This is a genomic window from Pseudodesulfovibrio senegalensis (genome assembly GCF_008830225.1).
GTDB classification, from domain to species: domain Bacteria; phylum Desulfobacterota; class Desulfovibrionia; order Desulfovibrionales; family Desulfovibrionaceae; genus Pseudodesulfovibrio; species Pseudodesulfovibrio senegalensis.
In genome coordinates this window covers 13,143-36,853 of sequence record NZ_WAIE01000008.1, presented here as the reverse complement: position 1 = coordinate 36,853, position 23,711 = coordinate 13,143, and the positions used below count along the sequence as shown (strand labels likewise).

Genomic DNA, 23,711 nt, shown 5'->3' with positions numbered 1-23,711 from the left:
GAGGCGGCAAAGCAGGGAAGGGTATTGCTCGTTGGCGGTTGACACATTGTGTATCTCTCCGTAAAAGGTGTCACGAATATAAAAAGAATATTCTTTTCAACATCAAAACGAGGGATAGTTGTATGGCGAGGGTGTTTCGATTGTATTTTGTTGCTACATTTGTGTTGCTTGTGCTGGCCGTGTGCCCCGGTCTGCTGCAGGCGGGTCAGAAGGATACCTTGAACTATTCGTGGTCCACGAACGTGGGACCGCTGAACCCGCATGCGTATTCACCGAGCCAGATGTTCGCGCAGGCCATGGTTTACGAGCCGCTGGTGGCCTATGGCGAAGGCGGCAAGATCCTTCCGTGGCTGGCTGAATCGTGGACCGTTTCCCCGGACGGCAAGACCTATGTCTTCACGTTGCGCAAGGGCGTGCTCTTTTCCGACGGCACGCCCTTTGACGCCAAGGCCGTGAAAATGAATTTCGACGCGGTGCTGAAAAACGCGCAGCGTCACGGCTGGCTGGAATTCATCGCCCAGATCGATTCCACCAAGGTGCTGGACAGCCACACCTTCCAGCTCAACCTCAAGCATGCCTATTATCCGACATTGCAGGAACTCTGCCTGATCAGGCCCATGCGTTTCCTTTCGCCCTCGGGTTTCCCGGACAGCGGCGACACCTTCAAGGAGATCAAGGCCCCCATCGGCACCGGGCCGTGGAAGCTGGTGGAAACGCGCAAGGGTGAATACGACCTGTTCGAGGCCAACGAGCATTACTGGGGCACCAAGCCGCGTTTCAAGCGTCTCCTGATCAAGGTCATTCCCGATTCCGATGGCCGGGCCATTGCCTTTGATACCGGCGAGATCGACCTGATCTACGGGTCGGGCGGGCACGGCAGCGGCCAGATCGGTCTGGACACCTATGCCCGCTATGCGGCCCGCAAGGACCTTGTCGCCGATGCTTCCGAGCCGCTGGCCACCCGCGTGATGGCCATCAACAGCAAGCGGTTCCCCACCAACGACATCGCCGTGCGCAAGGCCATCCTGCACGGGGTGAACAAGGCCGCCATCGTCAAGCACATCTTCCTTGGCGTGGAGCCTCCGGCAGATACCCTGTTTTCCCCGAAAATGCCCTATTGCAACCTCGGGCTGGCTCCGTACTCGTTTGATGCCGCAAAAGCGGGCGCGCTGCTCGACGCAGCCGGGTGGAAGCGTGCCGATGGCGCGGACTACCGCACCAAAGACGGCAAGGAACTGGCTTTTGATCTGTGCTTCGTGGGCAACGATTCCCTGCAGAAATCCGTTGCCGAAGTCATGCAGGGCGACCTGAAACGCATCGGCGTCAAGGTGCGTCTCGTTGGCGAGGAAAAGGATTCGTTCCTCACGCGCCAGAAGAACGGCGAGTTCGGCATGATCTTTGGCGACACGTGGGGAACCCCGTATGATCCGCATTCCTTCTGCAGCTCCATGCGCAAGCCTTCCCATGCGGACTATCAGGCGCAGGTGGGACTGCCCATGAAAGAGAAAATCGACCGGGCCATCGGCGAGGCGCTCATCAGCGTGGATGAGAAGGAACGGCAGGATCTCTATCGCTACATCCTGACCACCCTGCACGAACAGGCCGTGTATTTCCCGCTTTCCTACATGACCAATATCTACGTGCACCGGCCGGAGCTGAAGGGTGTTGAATTCGGGCGTACCAAGTACGAAATTCCGTTTGAAAAAATGTACATGGACTAGCCCATGCTGCGATACATAGCCAAGCGGTTGCTGATACTCGTGCCAATGCTTTTGGCCGTATCGGCAATCGTGTTCCTCATACTCAGGCTCGGGCAGGGCGATCCGGCCATGTCGTATCTGCGCCTTTCCAATATTCCGCCCACGGACGAGGCTCTGGCCGTGGCCCGGCAGGAGCTGGGCCTCGATCTGCCGCTGGCCGTGCAATACGTCCATTGGCTGGGCAAGGCCATCACGCTTGACTTCGGACGTTCCTACGTCACCGGGCTTCCGGTGCTTCAGGAAATACTGTTCTACCTTCCCAACACGCTCAAGCTGGCCGGGTTTTCCCTGCTGCTGACCCTTGCGGCCAGCCTGCCGCTGGGCATCTGGTCCGCGCTGGAAAAGGACCGCCTGCCCGACCACCTCACGCGGGCCGTGGCCTTTGCCGGGGTGTCCATGCCGGGGTTCTGGCTGGGATTCCTGCTGGTCTGGCTTTTTTCGGTCCAGCTGGGCTGGCTGCCGCCTTTGGGCATGGGGGGGCTGGATCACATGATCATGCCCGCCGTGTCCATGTCGCTCATGTCCATGGCCATCAATACCCGGCTCATACGCGGCAACATGCTCGACAACATGCACGCCCGGCACGTGCTCTATGCCCGTGTTCGGGGGCTGCCCGAGCGGGTCGTGGTGGGCAGGCACGTGCTGGTCAATTCGCTCATCCCGGTGGTTACGGCCATCGGCATGCACGTGGGCGAACTGTTCGGCGGGGCCGTGGTGGCCGAGAGCATTTTCTCCTGGCCCGGCGTGGGCCGCTATGCGGTCTCGGCCATCTACAACCGGGATTATCCGGTCATGCAGTGTTTCATTCTCATCATGACCGGCATCTTCGTGCTCATGAACCTCGGGGTGGACATCCTCTACGCCTGGCTTGATCCGCGCATACGGCTCGAAGGAGGTGGGGAACGATGAGCTCCCGTACCCTTTTCAGGTTTGTGGCCCGGCGCGGGGTGCTGGCCATCGCCGTGCTCATGGCGGTGGTCGTCTGCGGCACAGCCGTGTTTGCCCCGGCTCTGGCCCCGCACGACCCCACCGAGGTCGTTCTGGAAAACAGGTTTGCCCCGCCCTCTGCCGAGCATCCGCTGGGGTGCGACCATCTGGGGCGCGACGTGCTTTCGCGGCTGGTATACGGCACCCGGACATCCCTCAGTTCGGTGGCCGCCATCATGGCCATCGTGCTGCTGCTCGGGTTTACCGTGGGCACGGTTTCCGGATACGCAGGCGGCATCGTGGATTCCTCGCTCATGCGTTTCTGCGATGTTTTTCTGACCTTTCCCACGTTCATTCTGGCCATGTTCCTCATCGGCGTGCTGGGCACGGGCATGGTCAATGTCATCATTGCCGTGGCGCTGACCCACTGGGCCTGGTACGCGCGCATCATCCGCAGCATGGTGCTTTCGCTGAAGAACCGCGAGTACGTGCTGGCGGCCAGGGTTGCGGGCACCGGGCGGCTGCGGACCACGGCGCGGCACATCCTGCCGCCCATCGTGGCCCAGCTGGTGATTCTGTGCACTCTGGACATCGGCCACATGATGCTGCACGTCTCGGGCCTGTCGTTTCTCGGTCTCGGGGTTACGCCGCCCATGCCCGAATGGGGCGTGATGATCAGTGACGCGCGACAGTTCATATGGAGCCACCCCATGCTCATCATGCTGCCCGGCGTCATGATCTTCGTGACGGTCATGGCCTTCAACCTGCTGGGCGATGCCCTGCGGGACACGCTCGATCCGGCTCTGGCCGTACAGGAGGATGTCTTGCCATGAGTTCCATTCCGTTTCTTGAAGTGCGGAATCTGCATGTGCGCTCCGCAGACCGGGAGCTGGTTTCCGGCGTTGGCTTTCAGGCTTCGCTGGGCCGGGTTCTGGGGCTTGTGGGCGCCAGCGGCAGCGGCAAATCCCTGACCTGCCTTTCGGTCATGGACCTTTTGCCGCGCGGCTTATCCATGCAGGGTTCTGTCCGCGTGGAGGGCAAGACCCTTGAAAGCAAAGCGCAACGACGGGCCATGCGCAGCAGCAAGGTGGGCATGATTCTGCAAAATCCCATGAGCTGTTTCGACCCGGTGTTTACCATTCGCAGCCATTTCAAGGAGACCCTGGCTGCTCACGGCAGGCTTTCCCCGGATTTTGGCGATCGCATGCTGGACGCCCTGCAGGAGGTCGGCTTTGCCGATCCGCAGTCCGTGCCGGATCTGTATCCGTTTCAGATGAGTGGGGGCATGCTCCAGCGCGTGATGGTGGCCCTGGCCCTGATTCTGGAGGCCCCGTTTCTCATAGCGGACGAGCCCACAACGGATCTGGATACCGTGGCCCAGGCCCGCGTGCTGGACCTGCTGGCCGGGCTCAAGGAGCGGCGCGGGCTGGGCATGCTGCTGGTGACGCACGATCTGGGCGTCATAGCAAAGCTTGCCGACGACGTGGCCGTCATGCACGAGGGGCGCATCATAGAACGCGGCTCCGTGCATGATATTTTCGGTAATCCGCAGCAGGAATACACGCAGAGCCTCATTGCCACGCATCTGCTGTTTTCCGGCTGCAACCACGGGAGCGAACCATGCCGGTTGTCGAACTCTCCGGAATAAGAAAGACCTACGGACGGGGCGGCTTTTTTCACAAGCAGGAACGTTTTACCGTACTCGAGGACGTGAACCTTTCGCTGAACCCGGGGGAAAGCCTCGGGCTCGTGGGACGCAGCGGCAGCGGCAAGAGCACGTTGGGACGCATCATGCTGGGGCTGGAAGCCCCGGACGCGGGCAGCGTGCGGATATTGGGGCAGGACGTGACCGGCCGCAAACGGCTGCCCATGGATGTGCGCCGGGCCGTGCAGGTGGTCTTTCAGGACGCCATCGGTTCCAGCAATCCCCGCCTGACCGCCGGGGAGATCATTGCCGAGCCCTTGCGCAATTTCGATAAATTGAAAGGGCGACAGCTTCGGGACCGCGTGGCCGAACTGCTGGAGCTGGTCGGGCTGTGCCCGGACGACGCGGACAAGCTGCCCGGACGGTTCAGCGGCGGTCAGTTGCAACGCGTCTGCATTGCCCGCGCACTGGCTCCCTCGCCGCAGGTCATCGTGCTGGACGAGGCCGTGAGCAGTCTGGACATGCTCATTCAGGCCCGCATCCTTGACCTGCTGGATTCGTTGCGCCGCCAATACGGCACGGCCTATCTGTTCGTGACCCACGACCTGCGGCTGGTACGCCGTTTTTGCGACCGCGCGTTTTTCATGAGCGACGGCAGTCTGCACGCCTTTGATCCGTCCCGCACGCTGGACATGAAGGGCTCCGGGGTGTTGCGGGAACTGTTCGATGCTATTTTGCCGCCCATGCCCGACAAGGCGCGGCAACAGGGCAGCTTCAGTGAACGGGTCGCGGTCTGATCAAAAGAGATGAACGAGCCGGGGAGGGAAACCTTTGAAAAGGTTCCCCTCCCCGGACCCCTCCCTTCCAGACTTTTTGTCGATCACGCTGCGCGTGATGGGATGGCTTGTCACAGAGTTTGCGGTTGCGGAATGAAATGTGTTTCTTCCGTCAGTCCACCTGAATGTCGTAGGCCTTGAGCTTGCGGTACAGGCTGGAGCGTTCCATGCCCACGGCCTTGGCCAGCTGGGAGACGTTGCCCTCGTATTCGCGCAGCTTGGCCTCCAGGAAGCGGGCCTCGAAAAGGGCGCGGGCCTGTTTCAGGTCTGCCGGGCCGCTGGTGATGAACGGGTCGATGGTGCTTTCCGGGCAGGGCTCATGATCTGCTTGCGGGGTCTGGGGCTGCGTTGGTGCGGGCTGTTGGTCGGCGGGCGGTTGCACGTCTGTTTTCGCGAGCATTTCGGGGGGCAGCATGGCTGCGTTCACCGATTCGCCCGCGTGCATGATGAACATGCGTTCCACGAAATTCTTGAGTTCGCGCACGTTGCCGGGCCATGCGTAGGAGCACAGCGCGCTGAGCGCGTCCTGCTCGAACTGCAGGGGCTTGAACCCGTGAGTCTTGGCCAGCAGATCCGTGAAATCCGCAATGAGCAGGGCGATATCGTCCCCGCGTGTGCGCAGGGGCGGCACCTCCAGCGGAAAGACCTTGAGCCGGTAATAGAGGTCCTCGCGGAACGTGCCGTTCTCTATTTCCTCGGGCAGGTTCTTGTTGGTGGCCGCGATCACGCGCACGTCCACGGTGATGGTCTTGCGCCCGCCCACGCGCTCAAAGGATTGCTCCTGAATGATGCGCAGTATTTTTGCCTGTGTTTTCAGGCTCATGTCGCCGATTTCATCCAGAAACAGCGTGCCGCCGTGGGCCAGCTCGAATTTGCCTGCCTGCGCGTTTTCCGCGCCGGTGAACGCGCCCTTTTCATGGCCGAACAGTTCGGATTCGATGAGTTCCTCGGGAATGGCCGCGCAGTTCACGGCCACCAGCGGCTTGTCCGCGCGTTTGCTCTGGTGGTGGATGGAGCGGGCCACGATTTCCTTGCCCGTACCGTTTTCGCCGGTGATGAGCACCCACGCCTCGGTGGGGGCCACGCGGGAAATCACGTCGTTGAGCTGTTGAATGGCCGGGGAATTGCCCGTGAGCTTCACGGGATGGTCGTTGGAAATGCTGGATTTGAGAGCCTGGTTTTCGCGGGTCAGGCGGGCGAACTCCAATGCGTTGCGCGTGGAGACCACAACCTTTTCCAGCGAGAGCGGCTTTTCAATGAAATCGAACGCGCCTTTTTTCAGCGCCTTGACCGCGGTTTCAATGGTGCCGTGCCCCGAGATCATGATTACGGGCACGTTTTCGTGCATGGCCCGGATGCGTTCCAGCACCTCCAGCCCGTCCATGCCCGGCATCCAGATGTCCAGAAAGACCATGTCCGGCCGCTCTGCATCCATGCGGACCAGCCCCTGTTCGCCGTTTTCCGCGCCGAACACGGTATGGCCTTCGTCTTCCAGAATGCCCTGCAGGGACATGCGGATGCTTTCTTCGTCGTCGATGATCAGGATGTGGCCGCCCATGTTCACTCCCTTGTGCGTGGCACAATGTGGTATTTTTACCACACCTACCGCACCGGGGCGCGGTGTTCAAGAGCGCGGTTCGGTTTTCAGCGGGCCAGCAGGTCGCTGAGCGCGGACTTCAGGTCCGGGAAACGGAACTCGAATCCCGCGCGCTGCAGTGCTTCGGGCAGGGCGAATTGGCCGGTGAGCAGCAGTTCGTCCGCCATGGAGCCGAACAGGGCGCGCAGGACAAATGGCGGCGTGCGCAGCCATGAGGGCCGATTGAGCACTTCACCCAGTATCTTGGCGAATTTGTTGAAATCCGTGGGGTTGGGCGCCGTGAGGTTGTATGCCCCCGCTTCGGATTCGTTTTCCATGAGAAAGCGTATGGCGCGCACCTCGTCCAGCAGGTGGATCCATGACACCCCCTGATGGCCGTGCCCCACCGGACCGCCCATGAACATGCGGAAAGGAGGGAGCATCTGCTTCAATGCGCCGCCATGGCCCAGCACCATTCCGGTGCGGATGATACATCGCCGTACCCCGAGCTTCTCAAGGCTTTTGGTGGAATCTTCCCACTGCCGGGCCACGTCCGCCAGAAAGCCGGTACCCCCCGGATGTTCCTCGTTCAGGGGCGTGCTCTGGTGCGGTCCGTAAAAGCCCACGGCCGAGGCCTGTATGAGTGCGGCGGGCGGCTGCTCCGATGATTTCACGGCCTGCACGATCTTTTCCCCGGCCTTGAGGCGGCTTTCCAGAATCCGTTGCTTTTTGGCTGTGGTCCAGCGTCCGGAAATGTTTTCTCCGGCGAGATTGACCACCACGGTCTGCGGTCCGAGCAGGGAACTCCAGTCCCCGCCGCCGTTCCAGACCATGCCGATGACCCCGCTGCCGAATACCTCGGCCACGCGGGACGGCGTGCGGGAAAGCACGATGATTTCCCAGTTGTTCTTTTGCAGTTCGGCGATCAGGGCCCTGCCGATGAAGCCGGTTCCTCCGGCAATTATTGCGCGCATGTATATATCACCCGTTCAGGTTTCGTTCAGACAGGAGCATAGCACTGCCAAGAGGGTATGGAAATGATAAAGGCCCGCGTGTGCGGGCCTTTTGAAGATTCGTTCGTTCGCGGGATGCGCCTATTGCTGCATGCGCCGTTCTTCCGGGCATTGCCTGGAGATGACAACCATGTTTCGGCCGTTGTTCTTGGCCTGATACAAGGCTTCGTCCGCCTTGAGCACGAGGTCCTGCTCCCGGTTCAGGCAGCCGGTTTCCACGGAGGCCACGCCAATGCTGGCCGTGATGGAGAACTGGTGTCCGTTGAAGGAGAAATTGGTATCTGCCAGCCGTTTGCGGATGCGTTCCGCCAGCATGTGGGCGTCTGCCTCGGTGGTATGCGGCAGCAGCACCACGAATTCTTCGCCCCCGTATCGGGCGGCAAGGTCGGTGGCGCGGATCGAGCTGTTCAGGATGTTGCCCATTTCCCGCAGGACAATGTCTCCGGCCTGATGCCCGTATGTGTCGTTCACTTCCTTGAAGTGGTCCAGATCGACCATGAGTAGGGAAAGGTCGTGACCGTAGCGTTGACCGCGCTTGAGTTCGTGCACCAGCCGTTCGTCAAAGGTGTGACGGTTGTATATGCGGGTCAGTGCGTCGTGGTCTGCCCGCAGCTTGACTTCCTTGAACATCAGGGCGTTGCGCAGGGCCAGGCCCAAGTGGCTGGCCGCGGCCTTGAAGGTTTCCACCTCGTCCTTGCCCATGCGTGCCTGCTTGTCCACGGAAAGCACCAGACATCCGTAGGTGTCGTTGCCCGCCTGCAGGGGCATGGAGACCACCCGGGCATCTGTTGCGCCGTGGGTGCCGGGACGGAAGACCGGATCAATATGTGAACTCTGGAAGCCGCTGACCGTGCTGTCGCCCATGCGTTCGGCGCAGCCCAGCAGCATGCGCGTCCATTCCTCTTCCTTGTCTGTGGAGGCCTTGCTGTCCAGAAAGAGTTCCACGTCGGTCAGCCCGTTTTCAAACTGGCGCTGCCAGAAGACGGCGTGCAGCTCGAACACCGGCACCAGCATGTTCAGGTGCTCCTTGGCGTTGGACAGAATGACCCGCGCGTCGAGGCTTTCGGCGCAGCCCGTGAGAATCTTGTTCAGGAACAGGAGCTGGTCGGTCTTGCGCGAGAGCAGTTCACGTTCCAGCATGATTTCCTCGGTCATGCGGTATATGTCCGAGTACATGCTGGTCACTTCCCTGGCGCGGAAGACAGCATCCTGTACCTTTCTACGGGTCAGGGGCGAGGTGACGACCGTCAAAAAGCCCTGTTCGAGCACGTCTTCCATCTCAACGTTTTCATCCATTTCCTCGCGGATCAGGATGCGCTGCGTGGATTCGATGCGCTTGTAGGTTTCCTTGCGGTTGTCGGAAATATCTTTCCATACCTTGAGGGGAATCCATGTTGCGGAAGGCTTTTCCTCATGGGCAAGCTCACGGTTCCACGGCAGGTTCCCTTCCGGGAAATTGCGCAGAAAGAAGCCAGGCCCAACCGCCTTCTTTATCTGTGTCTGCTGCGATTCCGTAAGCCCCAGTCCCCACATGAGTTCCGGGCGATCGCCACGATTCATTTTCTTGCTCTGTGTCATTGTTCAGCCTCCAAGCCGTCCAAAAACTGACTTTTCCTTGTTTGCATCGGGACTTTTTGCAAAATAAGGGCCATTGTGGGGTTTCCGGGTGCTGCCGGCGTTTTTTTGAGGCTTAATTGACTCTATTTACTGTATGTTTTTCCGCCTGTGTTTTTGTGCGGCCGCAACGGGCCGAAATGGGGGAGGAACAAAATTCCGACACCCGGTTCTTTGAATTTCTTTGACAAATGGCCCGAAGTCCGGTTTGACCTGAATATGGATATGAACGAGAAGCGCATATGGGGCACGCTGGACCCGTTTTACGAGTCCGGGGCCGTGCTGGGACGCAAGGTGGCCAATGCCCGTTTCATGGATTTTCTGCTGCGGGCCGACCCCTTTGACGAATACCATTTCTTTTTGGGCAGCGAGGCCGCGGCCCGGGCGCAGCGGGAAACACTGCAGCGCATGGCCCCGTCAATCGCGGCCCGGGGCGGTTTTTCGGTCATGGACAGGCGCGAGCTTCCGTCCCGGCTGGCCGCCACCAGGTACCACTGTTTCCACCAGTCCGACTGCATGACCCTGCAACCGCATCTGGCACGGCTGCGCAATGCCCGCAGCAGGCGTATCTTTCCCATAACCGGGGTGACCCATTCCCTGAGCTATGCCGATTACGGGCGGCTGTTTTTGCAGCACGTCTGGCCCGGAGCCACCCCGCGCGACTGCATCGTATCCACGTCCACCGCAGGGGTGGCCGCCGTGGAAAACCATTTCGAGGCCCTGCGGCAGGGCTACGGCCTCGAATCCGTGCCCGGCCCTGTGGTGCGCCGCATTCCGCTGGGCATTGATCCGCAGACGTTCGAGCCTGCCGGGCGCAGCGGTCAGGGACCGTGTTCCCTGCTGGTTTTCGGGCGCATTTCCCATTACTCCAAGATGGATCTGCTGCCCCTGCTGCGAGCGTTGCACCGCCTGTTTTCCGACGGTCTGGACCCGGCTTCCGTGCGGCTGGTGCTGGCCGGATGGACCGAGGACAACGACGACTATACCCCGGTGCTCAGGGAACTGGCTGCCAACATCGGGCTGGATCTGGTCATTCGCGCCCGGCCCACCGAAGCGGAAAAGACCGCCATTTTTCATGAGGCCGATGTTTTCGTCTCCATTGCCGACAACCCGCAGGAGACCTTCGGCATCACCGTGCTGGAGGCCGGGGCGTTCGGCCTGCCCGCCGTGGTTTCGGACTATGACGGCTACAAGGACCTGGTGCGCCACGAGGTCACGGGCCTGCTGGTGCCCACGGTCGGGCCGCAATGCACGGACGAGGCCGACCTCATGGCTCCCTTTACTTACGACAACCATTACCACCTGTTGCTTGCCCAGCAGACCGCCGTGCAGATCCCGGCCCTGGCGGAGTCCCTGCACAGGCTGATAGCGGACCCGGACTTGCGCCGGACCATGGGGCAGGCCGCGCGCGAGCGCGTGTGCCGACAATTTGCATGGCCGCAGGTCATCGAGCAGTACGTGCGCCTTTGGGACGAATTGAATGACGAGCCCGTGGACGAGGCATCCCTGCGGGGCGTGGCTCATCCGGCCCAGGTGCAATTTGCGCGGGTGTTCGGCCATTATCCCACGCAGAGTCTGCACAAAGACATGCTGCTGGCTGCCGGACGTACCGGGCAGGGCCTGTACCGCGGCCGGGATTTCCCCCTGCTGTACGCCGGACTGGAACGGGTCATCGATCCCGAGGTGCTCAAGCACATGGTTTTTCTGGCACGCAAGCCCGTGACCGTGGCCGAGATGCTGGAACGGCTCGGTGGTCTGGACAACCCGCTTGACCCTGGCCGGGCAGAATATCATGTCCTCTGGGCACTCAAACATGACATTCTTGAACTGACGGTCTTTGCCGGCTCGTAGCCGGTTCTGGCTTTCGGGAGGTTCGATCATGAAGAAATTGACCGCTGCGCGCATGGAGCGCTGCATCGGCTGCCATTCCTGTTCGCTGGCCTGTGCCCGGCTGGTGCACAAGCAGCTTTCGTGGAACAAGGCGGGCATCCGCATCCGCTCGGCGGGCGGATTGTCCACGGGGTTTCAGGCCCGGCTCTGCCTTGCCTGCGACCCGGCCCCCTGTGCCGAGGTCTGCCCCACCGGGGCGCTGACCCAGCGCCGGGAAGGCGGCGTCATCCAGAAGCGCAAGCTGTGCATCCGCTGCGGCAAATGTGCCGAGGCCTGTCCTGTGGACGCCATCTTTCTGGACCATGAAGTCAATCCCTATCTGTGCATTCATTGCGGTCGGTGCGTGGAATATTGTCCCCACGACTGTCTGGAAATGGTGGAGATCGTTTCGGAACGCTCCCAGCCCACACAGGAGGAGGCGTCATGATTCGCGATCATTTCCGTGTGTATCTCGTGGATCTGGATACGGGAACCATGCAGGTGCTGGAGCGCGACGGGCGCGAGCAGTTGTGCGGCGGCGGCGGACTTGCGGCCATGCTTTTCCAGGAGTTCGGCCATGCGGACAGGCCGTGGGACGACCCTGAACAGCCCCTGATTTTCGCCATCGGCCCCCTGACCGGATATTTCCCGCTCATGAGCAAGACGGTCTGCGCTTTCAAGTCCCCCTATCACGACCAGTACGCCGAATCCCACGCGGGCGGCCGCTCGGCCCTGTCCATGCGTTTCGGCGACATGGACGCGCTGGTCATTCGCGGCCGTGCCAAACGTCTTTCGGCCCTGGCCGTGGGTGCGCGGACTTTTGAACTGCGCGACGTGAATTTTCTGCGCGGGCGCGATGCCCTGAGCTGCGGCCGGGTCATCCGCGACATGTTTCCGGGTTCCGGGCGGCGGTCCATGCTGCGCATCGGTCCGGCCGGGGAGAACCGTTGTTCCTACGCCTGCATCAATGTGGACACCTATCGCCATTTCGGGCGCATGGGCGCGGGTGCGGTCATGGGGGCCAAGAACCTCAAGGCCATCGTCATCCTCGGCGACCGCGGCTTCCCCCTGCCCGAAGGCAAGGCCTATACCTCCCTGTTCAAGGATGTGTACAAGCAGCTGACCGACACCTCCATCATGGACAAATACCATGGGTTGGGAACGGCCGGGAACGTTGGCGCGCTCAATGAACTGCACGCCCTGCCGTGGCGCAACCTGCAGCAGACCCATGATCCCGACGTGGACGCCATCACGGGCGAACGCATGGCCGAGGACCGGCTTTTGCGCAACGCAGCCTGTGCCGGATGTCCGGTGGGCTGCATTCATATCGGTTATGTGCGCGAGAAATTTCAGGAAAATTACCAATACCTGTACCGGCAGGTGGGCTACGACTATGAATTGCTCTTTGCGGTCGGTTCCATGCTCGGGATCACGGATTCCTTTGACGCCCTGCGGCTCATGGATACCGTGGAGCTCATGGGGCTGGACGTCATGAGCACGGGCGTGGCCCTTGCCTGGGCCACCGAGGCGCAGGAAAAGGGGTTGGTGACCGAGGAGCAGACCCTTGTGCCCCTTGCCTTCGGCCAAGCGGACGACTACATGGCCGCCATCGAGCATCTGGCCCGCAACAGCAATGAATTCTACTCCCTGCTGAGCAGGGGAACCCTCAAGGCCGCCGAAGTGTTCGGGGGCGGTGATTTTGCCTGCGTGCTGGGTCAGGAAATGGCCGGCTACGCCACGGGCGAGGTTTTTTTTGCCGCCGAGGGACTGGGGTTCCGGCATTCGCATCTGGATACGGGCGGGTATTCCTACGACCAGAAGCACGAAGAGCAGGACGTGGACCACGCCGTGGACTTCCTGGTGGAAGACGAGAAATCCCGCGTGCTGCTGTGCGCCATGGTGTCCTGTCTGTTTGCCCGGGGCGTGTATTCCGAGGAGCTTCTGGGCCGCGCGCTGGAATCCGTGGGCTATGACAAGCTGGCCGGGGCCATGCCGTCCATGGCCGAAAACATCCAGCGCATCCGCTGGCAGACCCGCGTGCAGACCGGATACGACGCGGCTGCCGTGCGCATTCCCAAACGGTTCCGGGAGGTTGTCACCTGGAAGGGGCCGGTGGACCCGGACTACATGGAGGCCTTGCGCACGGAATATGCCCGGCGCATCATGGAAATCGGGGCGGTCAGCGAAGAATAGATCAGGATTGCCTGCCGTTCGCGATGGCCGTTGCCACGGCCGCAGCCAGCTCTTCCAGCTCCAGCGGTTTGGATGCGTACCCGTCCATGCCCGCGGCCAGAAAGCGCTCCCTGTCCCCCTGCATGGCGTGTGCGGTGAGCGCCACCACGGGCGTGTCTTTCCCCTTTTCTGCTTCGCGGATTTTCCGGGTGGCGGCCATGCCGTCCATGCCGGGCATCTGGATATCCATGAGAATGCAGTCGAAGCGTTCCCCGGAACACAGGGACACGGCCTCTTCTCCGGAGTGGGCCACACAGACCGCATAGCCGCTTTTTTCCAGATACCGTTTGGTGGTGAAGCGGTTGACCTCGTCGTCTTCCACCACAAGCACCCGCTGGGGGCGTTTTGCGGGCTCGGGCGCGGGCTTGTCATGCGCTGGGGCCGTTTCGCATTCGGGCAAATCCAGCAGCAGGGTGGCGTATATTGCCGTGCCCTGCTTTTCTTCGGAGTCGATGCTGAGCGTGCCGCCCATGCGTTCCACCAGCGAGCGCACGATGCCCAGCCCCAATCCGGTTCCCTGATACTGGCGCGAAAATGACCCGTCCGCCTGTGTGAACGGGTCGAAAACCTTTTGCAGCAGGGATTCCGGGATGCCGATGCCCGTGTCCGAGACTTCCAGGCCGATCATGACTCCTCCCTTGTGCGGACCGAGATGATCCGCACGCACGCCCACGTTGCCCGAGTGGGTGAACTTGACCGCGTTGCCCACAAGGTTGAACAGAATCTGGCGCAGGCGTGCGTCGTCGCCGATCAGGGTTTGCGGCATGTCCGGGGCGACTTCGTAGCTCAGGCCGATGCGTTTGTCGCGAGCCTGCACCGAGAAGCTGCGCAAGACCGTGCGCATGGTCTCATGCAGGGTGAATTCCTGCCGGGCAAGGGAAAACCCTCCGGACTGCATCTTGGAGAAATCGAGGATGTCGTTGATGACCGACAACAGGCCGCGGCCCGACTCCAGCGCGGTTTCCACGTATTCAGTCTGCTCCCCGTTGAGCGGGGTGGCGTTCAGCAGTTGCAGCATGCCGAGCACGCCGTTCATGGGTGTGCGTATTTCATGGCTCATGTTGGCCAGGAACTGGTCCTTGCTGCGGACTGCGGATTCCGCCGCTTCCTTGGCCCGGACCAGCGTTGCCTGGGCCTGTTTGGTCTCGGTGATGTCGCGGCCCATGCCCACCGTGCCGATGAGTTTGCCGTGCCTGTCGAACAGCGGCGATTTGCGCACGTCGTAGACCATGCGTCCTTCATCCATGGCGTATTCTTCTTCATACCGTTCCGGATGGCCGGTATGCAGCACTGTCATGTCGCTATGAACGTGTTTTCCGGAAAAACGGGGGGTCATGCCTGTTTTCCGGAGGCGTTCGGCAAAGAAAAGGTCGTTGCGGCCAATGAGTTCTTCCCCGTCGTTCATGTGCATGGCATTGCGCAGGGCCTTGTTGGCAAACAGGTAGTTGCCTTCGGTGTCCTTGGCCCAGAGCATGTCGAAGAGGTTGTCGGCCATGGCTTCGAACAGGTTCTTGTGTTCAAGGAGTTCTTCCTGCACCCGCTTGAGCGCGGTGATGTCCGCGTGGCTGCCCACGGTGCGCAGGGGACGGCCCTGCTCATCGCGCTCCACGACCCTGCCCCTGCCCAGAATCCAGACCCAGCGCCCGGTCTTTGCCCGCATGCGGAATTCGGTGGAAAATTCGTTGCCGTGCTCAAGGCCGGCTCGTATCCTGTTTACGGTCCTGTCCCGGTCGTCCGGGTGCACCAGGTCCAGCCATGCCTGTTCCGTGGCTTCGAATTCGCCGGAACGGTACCCGAGCATGGTGTAGTAGGACGGCGAGAAATAGGCGTTGCCCGAGTTCATGTCCCAGTCCCAGATACCGTCCTTGGTGGCGGAAAGCACCAGACGCAGGCGCTCCTCGCTTTCGGTGACGGCTTTTTCCGCACGCAGGCGCTCGGTTTCGTCCGTGATGGTCAAAAGCACGCGGTCCAGCCTTTCCTCATGGCCGGGCAGGGGGGAGAAATGAGTCTTGATCGTGCGCGCCGATCCTTTGACCGTGCATGCCCGCACAAGAAAGGGATCGACCTGCAAGCCCTTTTCCATGTTCAGAAACTGTTCCAGAACCAGCATCAGTTCGGGAAAGTCGAACATGTTCTCAATGTGATCCGAGGCTTCCCGGACAGAAGAGGCTTCCAGCATGTCCATGCAGGCCGGATTCAGCCCCAGTACGTGTACGGAGTCGACCATGGCGGCCAGTTTTTCCTGGTGGGCGCGGACGTGGGAGAGAATGTCGTCAACGCCGCTGCCGCGCAGCATGTCCAGTTGGCGTTTGACGCCGGAGAAGTCGAATTCCCACATGGGAATGGGCGACGAGTTGAAGAGGCTCCGGTAGCGGTTTTCGTTGATTTTGAGTTGTTCGCTCACATACGCGGCGTGCGTCACATCCTCGAACTGAACGGCCACGCTGCCTTCGGAGATGCGAAAGGCGTAGACGTCGAACAGCTTGTCCGGCTGGTCCGGGTAGCGCATGCCGCGGGTGCTCCATGTGGAGCCTGTTTCGGCCACGTTGCGGTATATGTCCGTCAGCCCGAGCTTTTCCATGTCCGGAAAGACCGTGTGTGCGAGCTTGCCGCGCAGCGCCGCGGTGTTCCGGCCGGTGAGCAGGTCGGCTGCCGGGTTGGCGTCCGTGAAAATGAGGTCGCCGTTCGGGGCCAGCTCGTACATGTGCACGCCCATGGGCGTGTTGCGGAGAACCCTGCCGAAGCGTTCCCTGCTTTCGCGGGCCTCGTTTTCGGCCGTGCGCATGGCCGTTACGTCGCGCACCACGGAGAGCACGTAGGGTTCTTTGTCCTTTTCCGGATGCCAGAGGGTCTTGAGTACCGAGAGGTGATAGCAGGCGTTGCCGAAGGTCAGGATTTTTTCGTAGCCGAGGGGGCCGCCCGTGGCCAGCACGGCCCGGTCGCATTCATGGATTTCCCGGGCGTTTTCCCTGCCGTGCACCGCTTCGTCGGTGAGCCCGGCAAGGGACCCGTGTTCAAGGTGCAGCATGTCGCACATGGCGTTGTTGCCCCACACCCATTTGAGGCAGGAATCCTTGATCAGCACGGGAATAGGGAGCGCGCCCACAATGCCCGAGGCCGACTCCACGGAATCGCCGGTGGCTTCCAGTTCAGCCACCCGCTGCCTGAGTTCCAGCACCTCCTGTTCGAGGCGTTCGCGCTCGGATGTCATGATCCGCAATCTCCCCCTGCTTTTGCAGGGAACGATATCACATGCGGCGCCGGGCCAAAACAGAATTATACGGTTGGAAAAACGAGGCGCCCGCCTTCCGAAGAAGGCGGGCGTCCCTTACGAGGTGCGGGGAGCTTGGACCCGCTGAAGAGCCTATGCGGATTCCGCAGCAGGCTTCTTCTTGCCCGCATAGCGGACCATGAACACGGCCAGTGCGGCGGCCGCACCAACGATTCCGGCAACAACCGAAACCGAGTAGTCGAGGTTCAGTCCGATGGCGGCATTGCAGATGAAGGTCACGCAGACTGCGGTCATGAACACGGCCGGGATCGTGGCGATCCAGTGCAGCTTGGCGCGCTGGGCCAGATACACGGCTGCGGTCCACAGCACCATGGTGGCAAGGCTCTGGTTGGCAAAGCCGAAGTAGCGCCAGATGGTGGAGAAGTTCTGCGTGGAGATGATGTAGCCGAGCACGAACAGGGGCACGGCGATCATCAGGCGGCTGGAGATTGCGCCCTGCTTGACCTTGAAGGTCTCGGCCACGATGAGGCGCGTGGAGCGGAACGCGGTGTCGCCCGAGGTGATGGGCAGCACGATGATGGCCGCGATGGCCAGACCGCCGCCGATCGGTCCGAGCAGGGTCTTGGACACTTCGGCCACAACGGCTGCGGGGCTGCCGGCCGCGATCACCGCGGAAAGGGCTTCGGGAGAATTGTAGAAGGACAGGCCGATGGTACACCAGATCAGGCCGATGACGCCTTCGATGATCATGGCGCCGTAGAACACGGAGCGGCCTTCTTTTTCATTCTTCACGCAGCGGGCCATGAGCGGGGACTGCGTGGAGTGGAACCCGGAAATGGCGCCGCAGGACAGGGTGATGAACAGCAGCGGCCAGATGGGCTTGTCGCCGGGATGCACGTTGGTGGCGAAGTCCAGGTTGGGCAGGATTTCGTATCCGCCGGCAAACAGGGCCACGACCAGAGCAATGGTCATGGTCAGCAGCAGTGCGCCCAGAACCGGGTAGAAGCGGCCGATGACCTTGTCGATGGGCAGGATGGTGGCCAGGAAGTAGTAGCCGAAGATGGCAGCCACGAGAATGCCGGTGTTGATGCCGGTCAGGCCGTTGAGCAGCTTGGCCGGGCTGAGCACGAACACGACGCCCACGAGCATGAGCAGCACAAAGGAGAACACGCGCATGACGTGGCGGGCGGGCATGCCCAGGTATTCACCGACCACTTCCGGGATGCTGGCGCCCTTGTTGCGCATGGAGAGCACGCCGGAGAAGTAGTCGTGGACCGCGCCGCCGAAAATACAGCCGATCACGATCCAGAGCATGGCGGACGGGCCGTACAGCGCGCCCAGAATGGGGCCGAAGATGGGGCCGATGCCCGCGATGTCCAGCACCTGGATGAAAATGAGTTTCCATTTGGGCAGGGGCATGTAGTCGATGCCGTCCTGCAGGGCGATGGCCGGGGTGGTTCGCGCCGGATCAGGCCCGAAGGTTTTGTCCACGAACGCGCCGTATGTCAGGTAGCCCACGATCAGCAGGGCAACACTGGCTAAGAAAAACAACATGGTAGAATCCTCCCGAAAAGCAGTTTTTTTCCGCACAGGCGGTTGGCCCATGCCTAGGGCATGTTCGGGAGGAAATGCCAGCGATTCCGGCTGAACTGTCGTTTGCGATGTTTGAAATGACCTTTCGCGACCATCGAAGGGGTGCGGGAAAGACCGTTTACTGGCGGGGCGGCACGGAGAAACGGATCGTGGTGCCCTTGCCCGGAGCGCTTTGCACGGCCAGATTGTGTTCGGTGCCGTAAATGCGTTTGAGCCTGTTCATGCAGTTGCGCAGGCCGATGCCCCGGGTGCGGGAATCCACTTCGTCCTTTTCCGAGCAGAGGTCTTTCAGTGTCTGCTCATCCATGCCCGTGCCGTCGTCCTCGATGCTGATGGTGAGCAGTTCGTTTTGGCACCGGGCGTGGATGCGCACCTCGCCGCCCTGTTCCTGTTCCAGCAGTCCGTGGCGGATGGCGTTTTCAACCAGGGGCTGGATGATGAGCGGAGGGATGGGCCACGCTCCGCATCCGTCGCCGATGTCCATGCGCACGTTGATGCGGTCGCCGAAGCGGGCCTGCTCGATGGCCAGATAGGAGCGCACCTGTTCCAGCTCCTCGGAAAGGGGCACGAACCCCCGGCTCAGGTCCAGGTTGCGGCGCATGTACAGGGAAAGGTCCAAGAGCAGTTCGCGGGCCTTCTCCGAGTTGGTGCGGCAGAACGAGGTGATGGTGTTCAGGGAGTTGAACAGGAAATGCGGGTTGATCTGGGACTGGAGCCTGCGGATTTCCGCATGGGCCAGCATCTGTTCCTTGACCTGGATGTCTTCCAGTTCCAACTGGGTGGTGAACAGGTTGCCCAGCCCCTTGCCCAGCTCGAAGAGCGTGCGGTTCAGGGGGCTGTTGTTGCTGCCGTAGAATTTGAGGGTGCCCACGATGTCCCGGGATTGTCCCAGCGGCACGATGATGGCTGAAGTCAGCGGGCAACTGTCGTGGTTGCAGCCGATCCTGTCCGACGAATCCAGAAACAGGGCCTGCCCCGAGTTCAGCACTTCGCGCGTGGCATTGGTGCGGATGGGGCGGTCGGGCAGGTGGTGGTCGTCTGCCGCGCCCACATGGGCCAGCACGTTTTCCGTGTCGGTGATGGCTACGGCGGCCACGCCCAGCCGGTCGTGGATGATCTTGGCCGTGGCTTCCGCGGATTCGCGGTTCAGGCCGGAACGCAGGTAGCTGACCGTGAGGTTGGCGATGTCCAGAATCATTTGCGCATGCAGGGATTCGCGCCGCTCCCTGTCCCGGGCCAGCAGGTTGATGACTTCCACGAACAGGCTCGCGCCCATGGCATTGACCACGATCATGGGCGGGGCGATGAGCCGCACCAGTTCCACGGCGTCGGGGAACGGGCGGGAAAGGATGAGGATCAGGCTCATGTGCACGATTTCGCCGGCAACGGCCAGACCGAAGGCGATGGGCCAGCGCATGGCCTTGTCGCGCAGCCAGTAGCTGACCAGCCCGGCGGCCGCGCCCTCCAGTCCGGTGGCCAGCCCGCAGGGCCAGGAGCTGAAGCCGTTCAGGTCCATGAGCACCCGGTGCGCCCCGGCAATGAGTCCCGAGCCGATGCCCACCACCGGTCCGCCGAACAGGCCGCCGGTGATGACCACCATGGCGCGCAGATTGGCAACGGACTGGAACACGGAGTTGCCCGTGTATGTGCCCAGTATGCCGAATGCTCCGAACAGCGCCAACAGGAGCATGGTGCGCGAGCGGGATTCCTGCCGCGTGAAGGTCATGCGTTGCAGCGGGGCAATGGTCATGAGCAGGAACACGCCGCCCACCATCAGGCCGAATCGTTCGGCAAGGGCCAATATTATATTGAATGTATCCATATGAATCAGAGTTCCACTGCCGCGCGGAAGGCCTTGACGCGGGCCTTGGTCACGGTAATGTCGGTTGCTTCGTTGTCGTCCATGGTCAGCACGTACTTGCCGTTGAACCACGGGGCATAGGCGCGCACATGCGTGAGGTTGACCAGTTCCGAGCGGTTGGTGCGGAAAAACGAGAGCCGGGACAGCCGTTTTTCCAGATGGTCCAGTGTCAGGTCCGAGGCGCAGGCATGGGCCTGTTCCCGGGTGTATGCGTAAACGCGGCGGTTTTCGTACCGGAAAAAGGCTACCTCGCGGGGATTGAGCAGCATGGTTCTGCCCTGGTGCTCTACGCTGATGCGGATGATGCCCGATCCGATGCCCGCATCGCTCAGGATTTTTTTCAGGGCTTCGCCCGCGTCCGGGTCCTGCCGGGTGGACAGCTGGGCGCGCACGCGCTTCAGGGTAATGGACAGGCGGTTTTCGGAAACGGGCTTGAGGATGTAGTCGGCCGCGTTTTCCTCGAAAGCGCGGATGGCGTGCTCATCAAAGGCCGTGGCAAAGACAACCAGCGGCGGTTGCGGCATGGTGGAGATATCTTCGAGAACGTGAAAACCGTTGCGCCCCGGCATCTGGATGTCCAGAAAAACAAGGTCCGGGCGGAGCCTGCGGATTTCCTCCACGGCCTTGCCCGCCGAATTGGCCGTGCCCACGATATCCACGTCCTTGTGGACCGAGAGCAGGTAGGTCAGCTCGTCCAGTGCGGGTAGCTCGTCGTCCACGAGCACGGTGCGGATGGTGTCGGGTTGCATGGCGCGTCCTTTTCGTTCCGCGCGTCATGCGCGGACCACGGGGACCACCTAAGACACAATGACGCGCTTGGCAAGAGCTCCGCAGCCGGGATGTCCGGGCGCTGAGCTAGAATATCTTGTCGATGAAGCTCTGCACGCGCGGGTCCTCGCACTGGCGCTGGAAGAAATCCCCGGGCGAGCCCTTGGCCAGGAACGAGCCGTTTTCCATGAAGATAACCGTGTCCGCAACTTCGCGGGCAAAGCCCATGTTGTGGGTCACGATGACCATGGTCATGCCGTCCACGGCCAGTTGCTTGATGGCGTCGAAAACTTCCCCCACCAGTTCCGGGTCCAGCGCGGAGGTGGGCTCGTCAAAGAGCATGAGGTCCGGCTTCATGGCCAGTGCGCGGGCAATGGCCACGCGTTGCTTCTGTCCGCCGGAAAGCGAGGCCGGGTAGCGGTCCGCGAATTCGGCCATGCCCACCTTGCCGAGCATGTCCATGGCCGTGGCGCGCGCGTTGGCCTTGGATTCTCCCAGCACCGTGACCGGGCCCTCCATGACGTTTTGCTCCACGCTCATGTGCGGGAACAGGTTGAACTGCTGGAAGACCATGCCGATGCGGGTGCGCAGTGCGCAGATGTTCCTGGGTTTGTCCGGCACCAGTTCACTGCCCCGCTGCACGTAGCCCGCGGGTTTCCCGGCAAAACGCATGGTTCCCGAATCCATGGGTTCGAGGCAGTTGATGGTGCGCAGCAGGGTGGATTTCCCGGACCCGGAAGGTCCGATGATGACCACCTTTTCGCCTTTGCGGATGGACAGGCTCACGTTGTCCACGGCGCGGTGCTCGCCAAAGGATTTGACCACGTTTTCCAGTTCGATGAGCGGTTGCATCAGCGTTCCTCGTAGGCCCCGACCCGGCGTTCCAGCCGTTCGAAGGCAAAGGTGAATACGGTGGTGAACAGCAGGTACACGCAGGCGGCCAGCGCCAGCACCGTGACGTTGAACGAGGCGTTGAAAAGCTGGTCGGCCGTGCGCATGAGCTCCACCATGGCGATGGTGGACACGAGCGCGGTGTCCTTGATCAGGGCGATGAATTCGTTGGTCACGGGCGGCAGGATCACGCGGTACGTCTGCGGAATGATGACCCGGCGCATGGCCTGGCGGTAGCTCATGCCCATGGCCTCGGCCGCCTCCATCTGGCCCTTGTCGATGGACTGGATGCCGCTGCGGATGATTTCCGCCAGATAGGCGGAATAGTTCAGGCCCAGCCCCAGCAGGGCCGAGGGAATGGGCTTGAGGGTGATGCCGATGGCGGGCAGCCCGTAATAGATGAAGAAAAGTTGCAGCAGCAGCGGCGTGCCACGGAAAATCCAGATGATGAACCAGCACAGGCGGCTGACCGGCGGAATGCCGCTGATGCGTCCCAGCGCGATGAACAGACCGCCCACCGGCGAGACAATCATGGTGAAGAAGACCAGCAGCAGGGTCATGAGGCTGCCCTTGAGCAGGGCGGGCACGAAATGCACGGTGTCGCGCATCAGCCGCTTCCATTGCGGCATCATGGCGTCGTTCACGGCCTCGCGGTAGCTTTTGGCCTCGATGTTGTCCGGGTAGACGGCCAGCAGGGAATCCACGGCCTCAAGGGCCTTGTCGTACCTTTTGAGGGCGAAATGCATGCGCGCGGCCTGCATGCGCGCGTTCACGAACTGGCCGTCGTCGCCGTCGTCGTCCGGGGCCGGAACCTGCATGTACAGCTGCACGGCCGTATCCAGATCGCCCTTGGCGACAGCATCGCCAGCCTTGCGCATGAGGTCGTCCGCACCCGAGGCAAGGGCGGCGGAACACAGGAAAAGAAACAGGAGCGCCGCCAGGGCGGCGCTCCGTATGAATGCGTTGTTCTTCAAGGCCATGCTACCACTTGCTCGGGTCGGTCACGTCTTCGCCGAACCATTTGCGGGAGATCTTGCCCATGGTGCCGTCGGCGATCATGTCGTCGATGTGCTTCTGCACGGCGGCGCGCAGGGCTGCATCATCCATGCGGAAGGCGATGCCGAAGGCTTCCTTGGTGATGTAGCCGGGCAGGGCGCGGAACTTGCCGGGACGCTTGGCCATGTAGAAACGGCCGGTCACGTTGTCCACAACAACCGAGTCGAGACGGCCCGCTTCGAGGTCCAGGAAAGCCTTGGGGTTGGTGTCGTATTCGCGGATTTCACCGGCGGCGTTGGGCAGTTCCTTGGCGGCTTCCAGAGCCGGGGAACCCTTTTGCACGCCAACCTTCTTGCCGCCGAGCTGGTCAAAGGAGGTTTCCTTCTGATCCATGCGCACGGTCGCGATCTGGCCGTCCATGATATAGGGCTTGGAAAAGGCCACTTTCTTGGCGCGCTCTTCGGTGATGGTCATGCCGTTCCAGATGCAGTCGAACTTCTTGGCGTTCAGGGAAAGGATGACGCCGTCCCATGCCGTGGGCTGCCAGACGATTTCCACGCCCATGCGCTTGCCCACTTCTTCGGCTGCGTCCACGTCAAAACCGACGATCTTGTTGTTGTCGTCGCGATAGCCCATGGGCGGGAATGCGTCGTCCAGCCCGATGACCAGCTTGCCGGCCTTTTTCACGCGCTCGAGGGAACCGTCCGCGGCCATGGCGCTGGCGGCGCAGAGGCAGAGACAGAGAACCATTGCCAGAGAAATAATGCGTTTCATGAGAATCCCCTTGTGAATGATGCAAAATTGTAAAGTATCAAGACAAATGGGAAATACGTGAATCGTTACGGAATGGCAACGGATTCTTTTGATAAATAATACAGATGCTTAAGCGGTAAAGCTG

The 23,711-nt window shown here is 61.5% G+C and carries 18 protein-coding genes; 8 read left to right on the top strand and 10 right to left on the bottom strand.

The annotated features are described in order from the left end of the window. Positions 1 to 122 precede the first annotated feature (122 nt). The 5 genes from nikA to F8A88_RS14320 are packed head-to-tail and all read left to right on the top strand — an operon-like array spanning position 123 to position 5,129. On the top strand, positions 123 to 1,721 hold the full coding sequence (gene nikA / locus F8A88_RS14340; RefSeq protein ID WP_151151867.1) for a nickel ABC transporter substrate-binding protein: 1,599 nt from the start codon (positions 123 to 125) through the stop codon (positions 1,719 to 1,721). Between the two features lie 3 nt (positions 1,722 to 1,724). Continuing rightward, positions 1,725 to 2,669: a nickel ABC transporter permease subunit NikB gene (gene nikB, locus F8A88_RS14335; RefSeq protein WP_151151866.1), complete on the top strand. Its 945-nt coding sequence runs from the start codon at positions 1,725 to 1,727 to the stop codon at positions 2,667 to 2,669. Then, positions 2,666 to 3,520 carry a nickel ABC transporter permease subunit NikC gene (gene nikC, locus F8A88_RS14330; RefSeq protein WP_151151865.1) on the top strand — a complete coding sequence of 285 codons (855 nt, stop codon included), beginning with the start codon at positions 2,666 to 2,668 and terminating at the stop codon, positions 3,518 to 3,520. Before nikB ends, nikC begins: the two co-directional genes overlap by 4 nt. Beyond that, complete coding sequence (locus F8A88_RS14325; RefSeq protein WP_151151864.1) at positions 3,517 to 4,335, top strand: ATP-binding cassette domain-containing protein; 819 nt, start codon at positions 3,517 to 3,519, stop codon at positions 4,333 to 4,335. The genes nikC and F8A88_RS14325 overlap by 4 nt, the downstream gene beginning before the upstream one ends. Further along, complete coding sequence (locus tag F8A88_RS14320; protein ID WP_151151863.1) at positions 4,308 to 5,129, top strand: ABC transporter ATP-binding protein; 822 nt, start codon at positions 4,308 to 4,310, stop codon at positions 5,127 to 5,129. Before F8A88_RS14325 ends, F8A88_RS14320 begins: the two co-directional genes overlap by 28 nt. A gap of 151 nt (positions 5,130 to 5,280) precedes the next feature. On the opposite strand, the gene F8A88_RS14315 is transcribed toward F8A88_RS14320, so the two are convergent. The 3 genes from F8A88_RS14315 to F8A88_RS14305 all read right to left on the bottom strand — a co-directional run bounded on the left by F8A88_RS14315 (position 5,281) and on the right by F8A88_RS14305 (position 9,335). Then, positions 5,281 to 6,726 (bottom strand): sigma-54-dependent transcriptional regulator, encoded by a 1,446-nt coding sequence (locus F8A88_RS14315; RefSeq protein WP_151151862.1) that lies wholly within the window; start codon positions 6,724 to 6,726, stop codon positions 5,281 to 5,283. Positions 6,727 to 6,812: 86 nt separating this feature from the next. Continuing rightward, positions 6,813 to 7,718, bottom strand: coding sequence for a TIGR01777 family oxidoreductase (locus tag F8A88_RS14310; RefSeq protein WP_151151861.1), 906 nt, complete (start codon positions 7,716 to 7,718; stop codon positions 6,813 to 6,815). Positions 7,719 to 7,838: 120 nt separating this feature from the next. After that, a complete protein-coding gene (locus tag F8A88_RS14305) occupies positions 7,839 to 9,335 on the bottom strand; it encodes a sensor domain-containing diguanylate cyclase (RefSeq protein WP_241667472.1) in 1,497 nt (498 codons plus the stop codon). A 261-nt stretch (positions 9,336 to 9,596) separates the two neighbouring features. On the opposite strand from F8A88_RS14305, the gene F8A88_RS14300 reads away from it, so the two are divergent. From F8A88_RS14300 to F8A88_RS14290, 3 genes are read left to right on the top strand one after another with little or no spacing between them, the layout of a single operon-like run. Then, positions 9,597 to 11,222 carry a glycosyltransferase family 4 protein gene (locus F8A88_RS14300; protein ID WP_151151860.1) on the top strand — a complete coding sequence of 542 codons (1,626 nt, stop codon included), beginning with the start codon at positions 9,597 to 9,599 and terminating at the stop codon, positions 11,220 to 11,222. A gap of 28 nt (positions 11,223 to 11,250) precedes the next feature. Then, positions 11,251 to 11,688, top strand: coding sequence for a 4Fe-4S binding protein (locus F8A88_RS14295; protein ID WP_151151859.1), 438 nt, complete (start codon positions 11,251 to 11,253; stop codon positions 11,686 to 11,688). Then, positions 11,685 to 13,433: an aldehyde ferredoxin oxidoreductase N-terminal domain-containing protein gene (locus tag F8A88_RS14290; RefSeq protein ID WP_151151858.1), complete on the top strand. Its 1,749-nt coding sequence runs from the start codon at positions 11,685 to 11,687 to the stop codon at positions 13,431 to 13,433. The genes F8A88_RS14295 and F8A88_RS14290 overlap by 4 nt, the downstream gene beginning before the upstream one ends. A 1-nt stretch (position 13,434) precedes the next feature. Here F8A88_RS14290 and F8A88_RS14285 read toward each other — a convergent pair whose 3' ends face one another. The 7 genes from F8A88_RS14285 to F8A88_RS14255 form a co-directional block, all read right to left on the bottom strand. Next, the gene (locus F8A88_RS14285; protein ID WP_151151857.1) at positions 13,435 to 16,683 is read right to left on the bottom strand and encodes a PAS domain-containing hybrid sensor histidine kinase/response regulator; all 3,249 of its coding nucleotides are present in this window, start codon (positions 16,681 to 16,683) and stop codon (positions 13,435 to 13,437) included. 153 nt (positions 16,684 to 16,836) lie between these two features. Continuing rightward, positions 16,837 to 18,258 (bottom strand): carbon starvation CstA family protein, encoded by a 1,422-nt coding sequence (locus F8A88_RS14280; protein WP_151151856.1) that lies wholly within the window; start codon positions 18,256 to 18,258, stop codon positions 16,837 to 16,839. Positions 18,259 to 18,415: 157 nt separating this feature from the next. Continuing rightward, positions 18,416 to 20,119: a LytS/YhcK type 5TM receptor domain-containing protein gene (locus tag F8A88_RS14275; protein ID WP_151151855.1), complete on the bottom strand. Its 1,704-nt coding sequence runs from the start codon at positions 20,117 to 20,119 to the stop codon at positions 18,416 to 18,418. Positions 20,120 to 20,124: 5 nt separating this feature from the next. Beyond that, positions 20,125 to 20,907 carry a LytR/AlgR family response regulator transcription factor gene (locus F8A88_RS14270; RefSeq protein ID WP_151151854.1) on the bottom strand — a complete coding sequence of 261 codons (783 nt, stop codon included), beginning with the start codon at positions 20,905 to 20,907 and terminating at the stop codon, positions 20,125 to 20,127. A gap of 106 nt (positions 20,908 to 21,013) precedes the next feature. After that, entirely contained in the window at positions 21,014 to 21,778 is a 765-nt protein-coding gene (locus tag F8A88_RS14265) for an amino acid ABC transporter ATP-binding protein (protein WP_151151853.1), read from the bottom strand. Continuing rightward, positions 21,778 to 22,797: an ABC transporter permease subunit gene (locus tag F8A88_RS14260; protein ID WP_151151852.1), complete on the bottom strand. Its 1,020-nt coding sequence runs from the start codon at positions 22,795 to 22,797 to the stop codon at positions 21,778 to 21,780. The genes F8A88_RS14265 and F8A88_RS14260 overlap by 1 nt, the downstream gene beginning before the upstream one ends. Before the next feature lies 1 nt (position 22,798). Further along, positions 22,799 to 23,587: an amino acid ABC transporter substrate-binding protein gene (locus tag F8A88_RS14255; RefSeq protein ID WP_151151851.1), complete on the bottom strand. Its 789-nt coding sequence runs from the start codon at positions 23,585 to 23,587 to the stop codon at positions 22,799 to 22,801. Positions 23,588 to 23,711: the final 124 nt, after the last annotated feature.

Bases quoted from the DNA above. Each gene is read 5' to 3' on its own strand.
- nikA (WP_151151867.1), top strand. From the start codon at position 123: ATGGCGAGGGTGTTTCGATTGTATTTTGTTGCTACATTTGTGTTGCTT.
- nikB (WP_151151866.1), top strand. From the start codon at position 1,725: ATGCTGCGATACATAGCCAAGCGGTTGCTGATACTCGTGCCAATGCTT.
- nikC (WP_151151865.1), top strand. From the start codon at position 2,666: ATGAGCTCCCGTACCCTTTTCAGGTTTGTGGCCCGGCGCGGGGTGCTG.
- F8A88_RS14325 (WP_151151864.1), top strand. From the start codon at position 3,517: ATGAGTTCCATTCCGTTTCTTGAAGTGCGGAATCTGCATGTGCGCTCC.
- F8A88_RS14320 (WP_151151863.1), top strand. From the start codon at position 4,308: ATGCCGGTTGTCGAACTCTCCGGAATAAGAAAGACCTACGGACGGGGC.
- F8A88_RS14315 (WP_151151862.1), bottom strand. From the start codon at position 6,726: ATGGGCGGCCACATCCTGATCATCGACGACGAAGAAAGCATCCGCATG.
- F8A88_RS14310 (WP_151151861.1), bottom strand. From the start codon at position 7,718: ATGCGCGCAATAATTGCCGGAGGAACCGGCTTCATCGGCAGGGCCCTG.
- F8A88_RS14305 (WP_241667472.1), bottom strand. From the start codon at position 9,335: ATGACACAGAGCAAGAAAATGAATCGTGGCGATCGCCCGGAACTCATG.
- F8A88_RS14300 (WP_151151860.1), top strand. From the start codon at position 9,597: ATGAACGAGAAGCGCATATGGGGCACGCTGGACCCGTTTTACGAGTCC.
- F8A88_RS14295 (WP_151151859.1), top strand. From the start codon at position 11,251: ATGAAGAAATTGACCGCTGCGCGCATGGAGCGCTGCATCGGCTGCCAT.
- F8A88_RS14290 (WP_151151858.1), top strand. From the start codon at position 11,685: ATGATTCGCGATCATTTCCGTGTGTATCTCGTGGATCTGGATACGGGA.
- F8A88_RS14285 (WP_151151857.1), bottom strand. From the start codon at position 16,683: ATGACATCCGAGCGCGAACGCCTCGAACAGGAGGTGCTGGAACTCAGG.
- F8A88_RS14280 (WP_151151856.1), bottom strand. From the start codon at position 18,258: ATGTTGTTTTTCTTAGCCAGTGTTGCCCTGCTGATCGTGGGCTACCTG.
- F8A88_RS14275 (WP_151151855.1), bottom strand. From the start codon at position 20,119: ATGGATACATTCAATATAATATTGGCCCTTGCCGAACGATTCGGCCTG.
- F8A88_RS14270 (WP_151151854.1), bottom strand. From the start codon at position 20,907: ATGCAACCCGACACCATCCGCACCGTGCTCGTGGACGACGAGCTACCC.
- F8A88_RS14265 (WP_151151853.1), bottom strand. From the start codon at position 21,778: ATGCAACCGCTCATCGAACTGGAAAACGTGGTCAAATCCTTTGGCGAG.
- F8A88_RS14260 (WP_151151852.1), bottom strand. From the start codon at position 22,797: ATGGCCTTGAAGAACAACGCATTCATACGGAGCGCCGCCCTGGCGGCG.
- F8A88_RS14255 (WP_151151851.1), bottom strand. From the start codon at position 23,587: ATGAAACGCATTATTTCTCTGGCAATGGTTCTCTGTCTCTGCCTCTGC.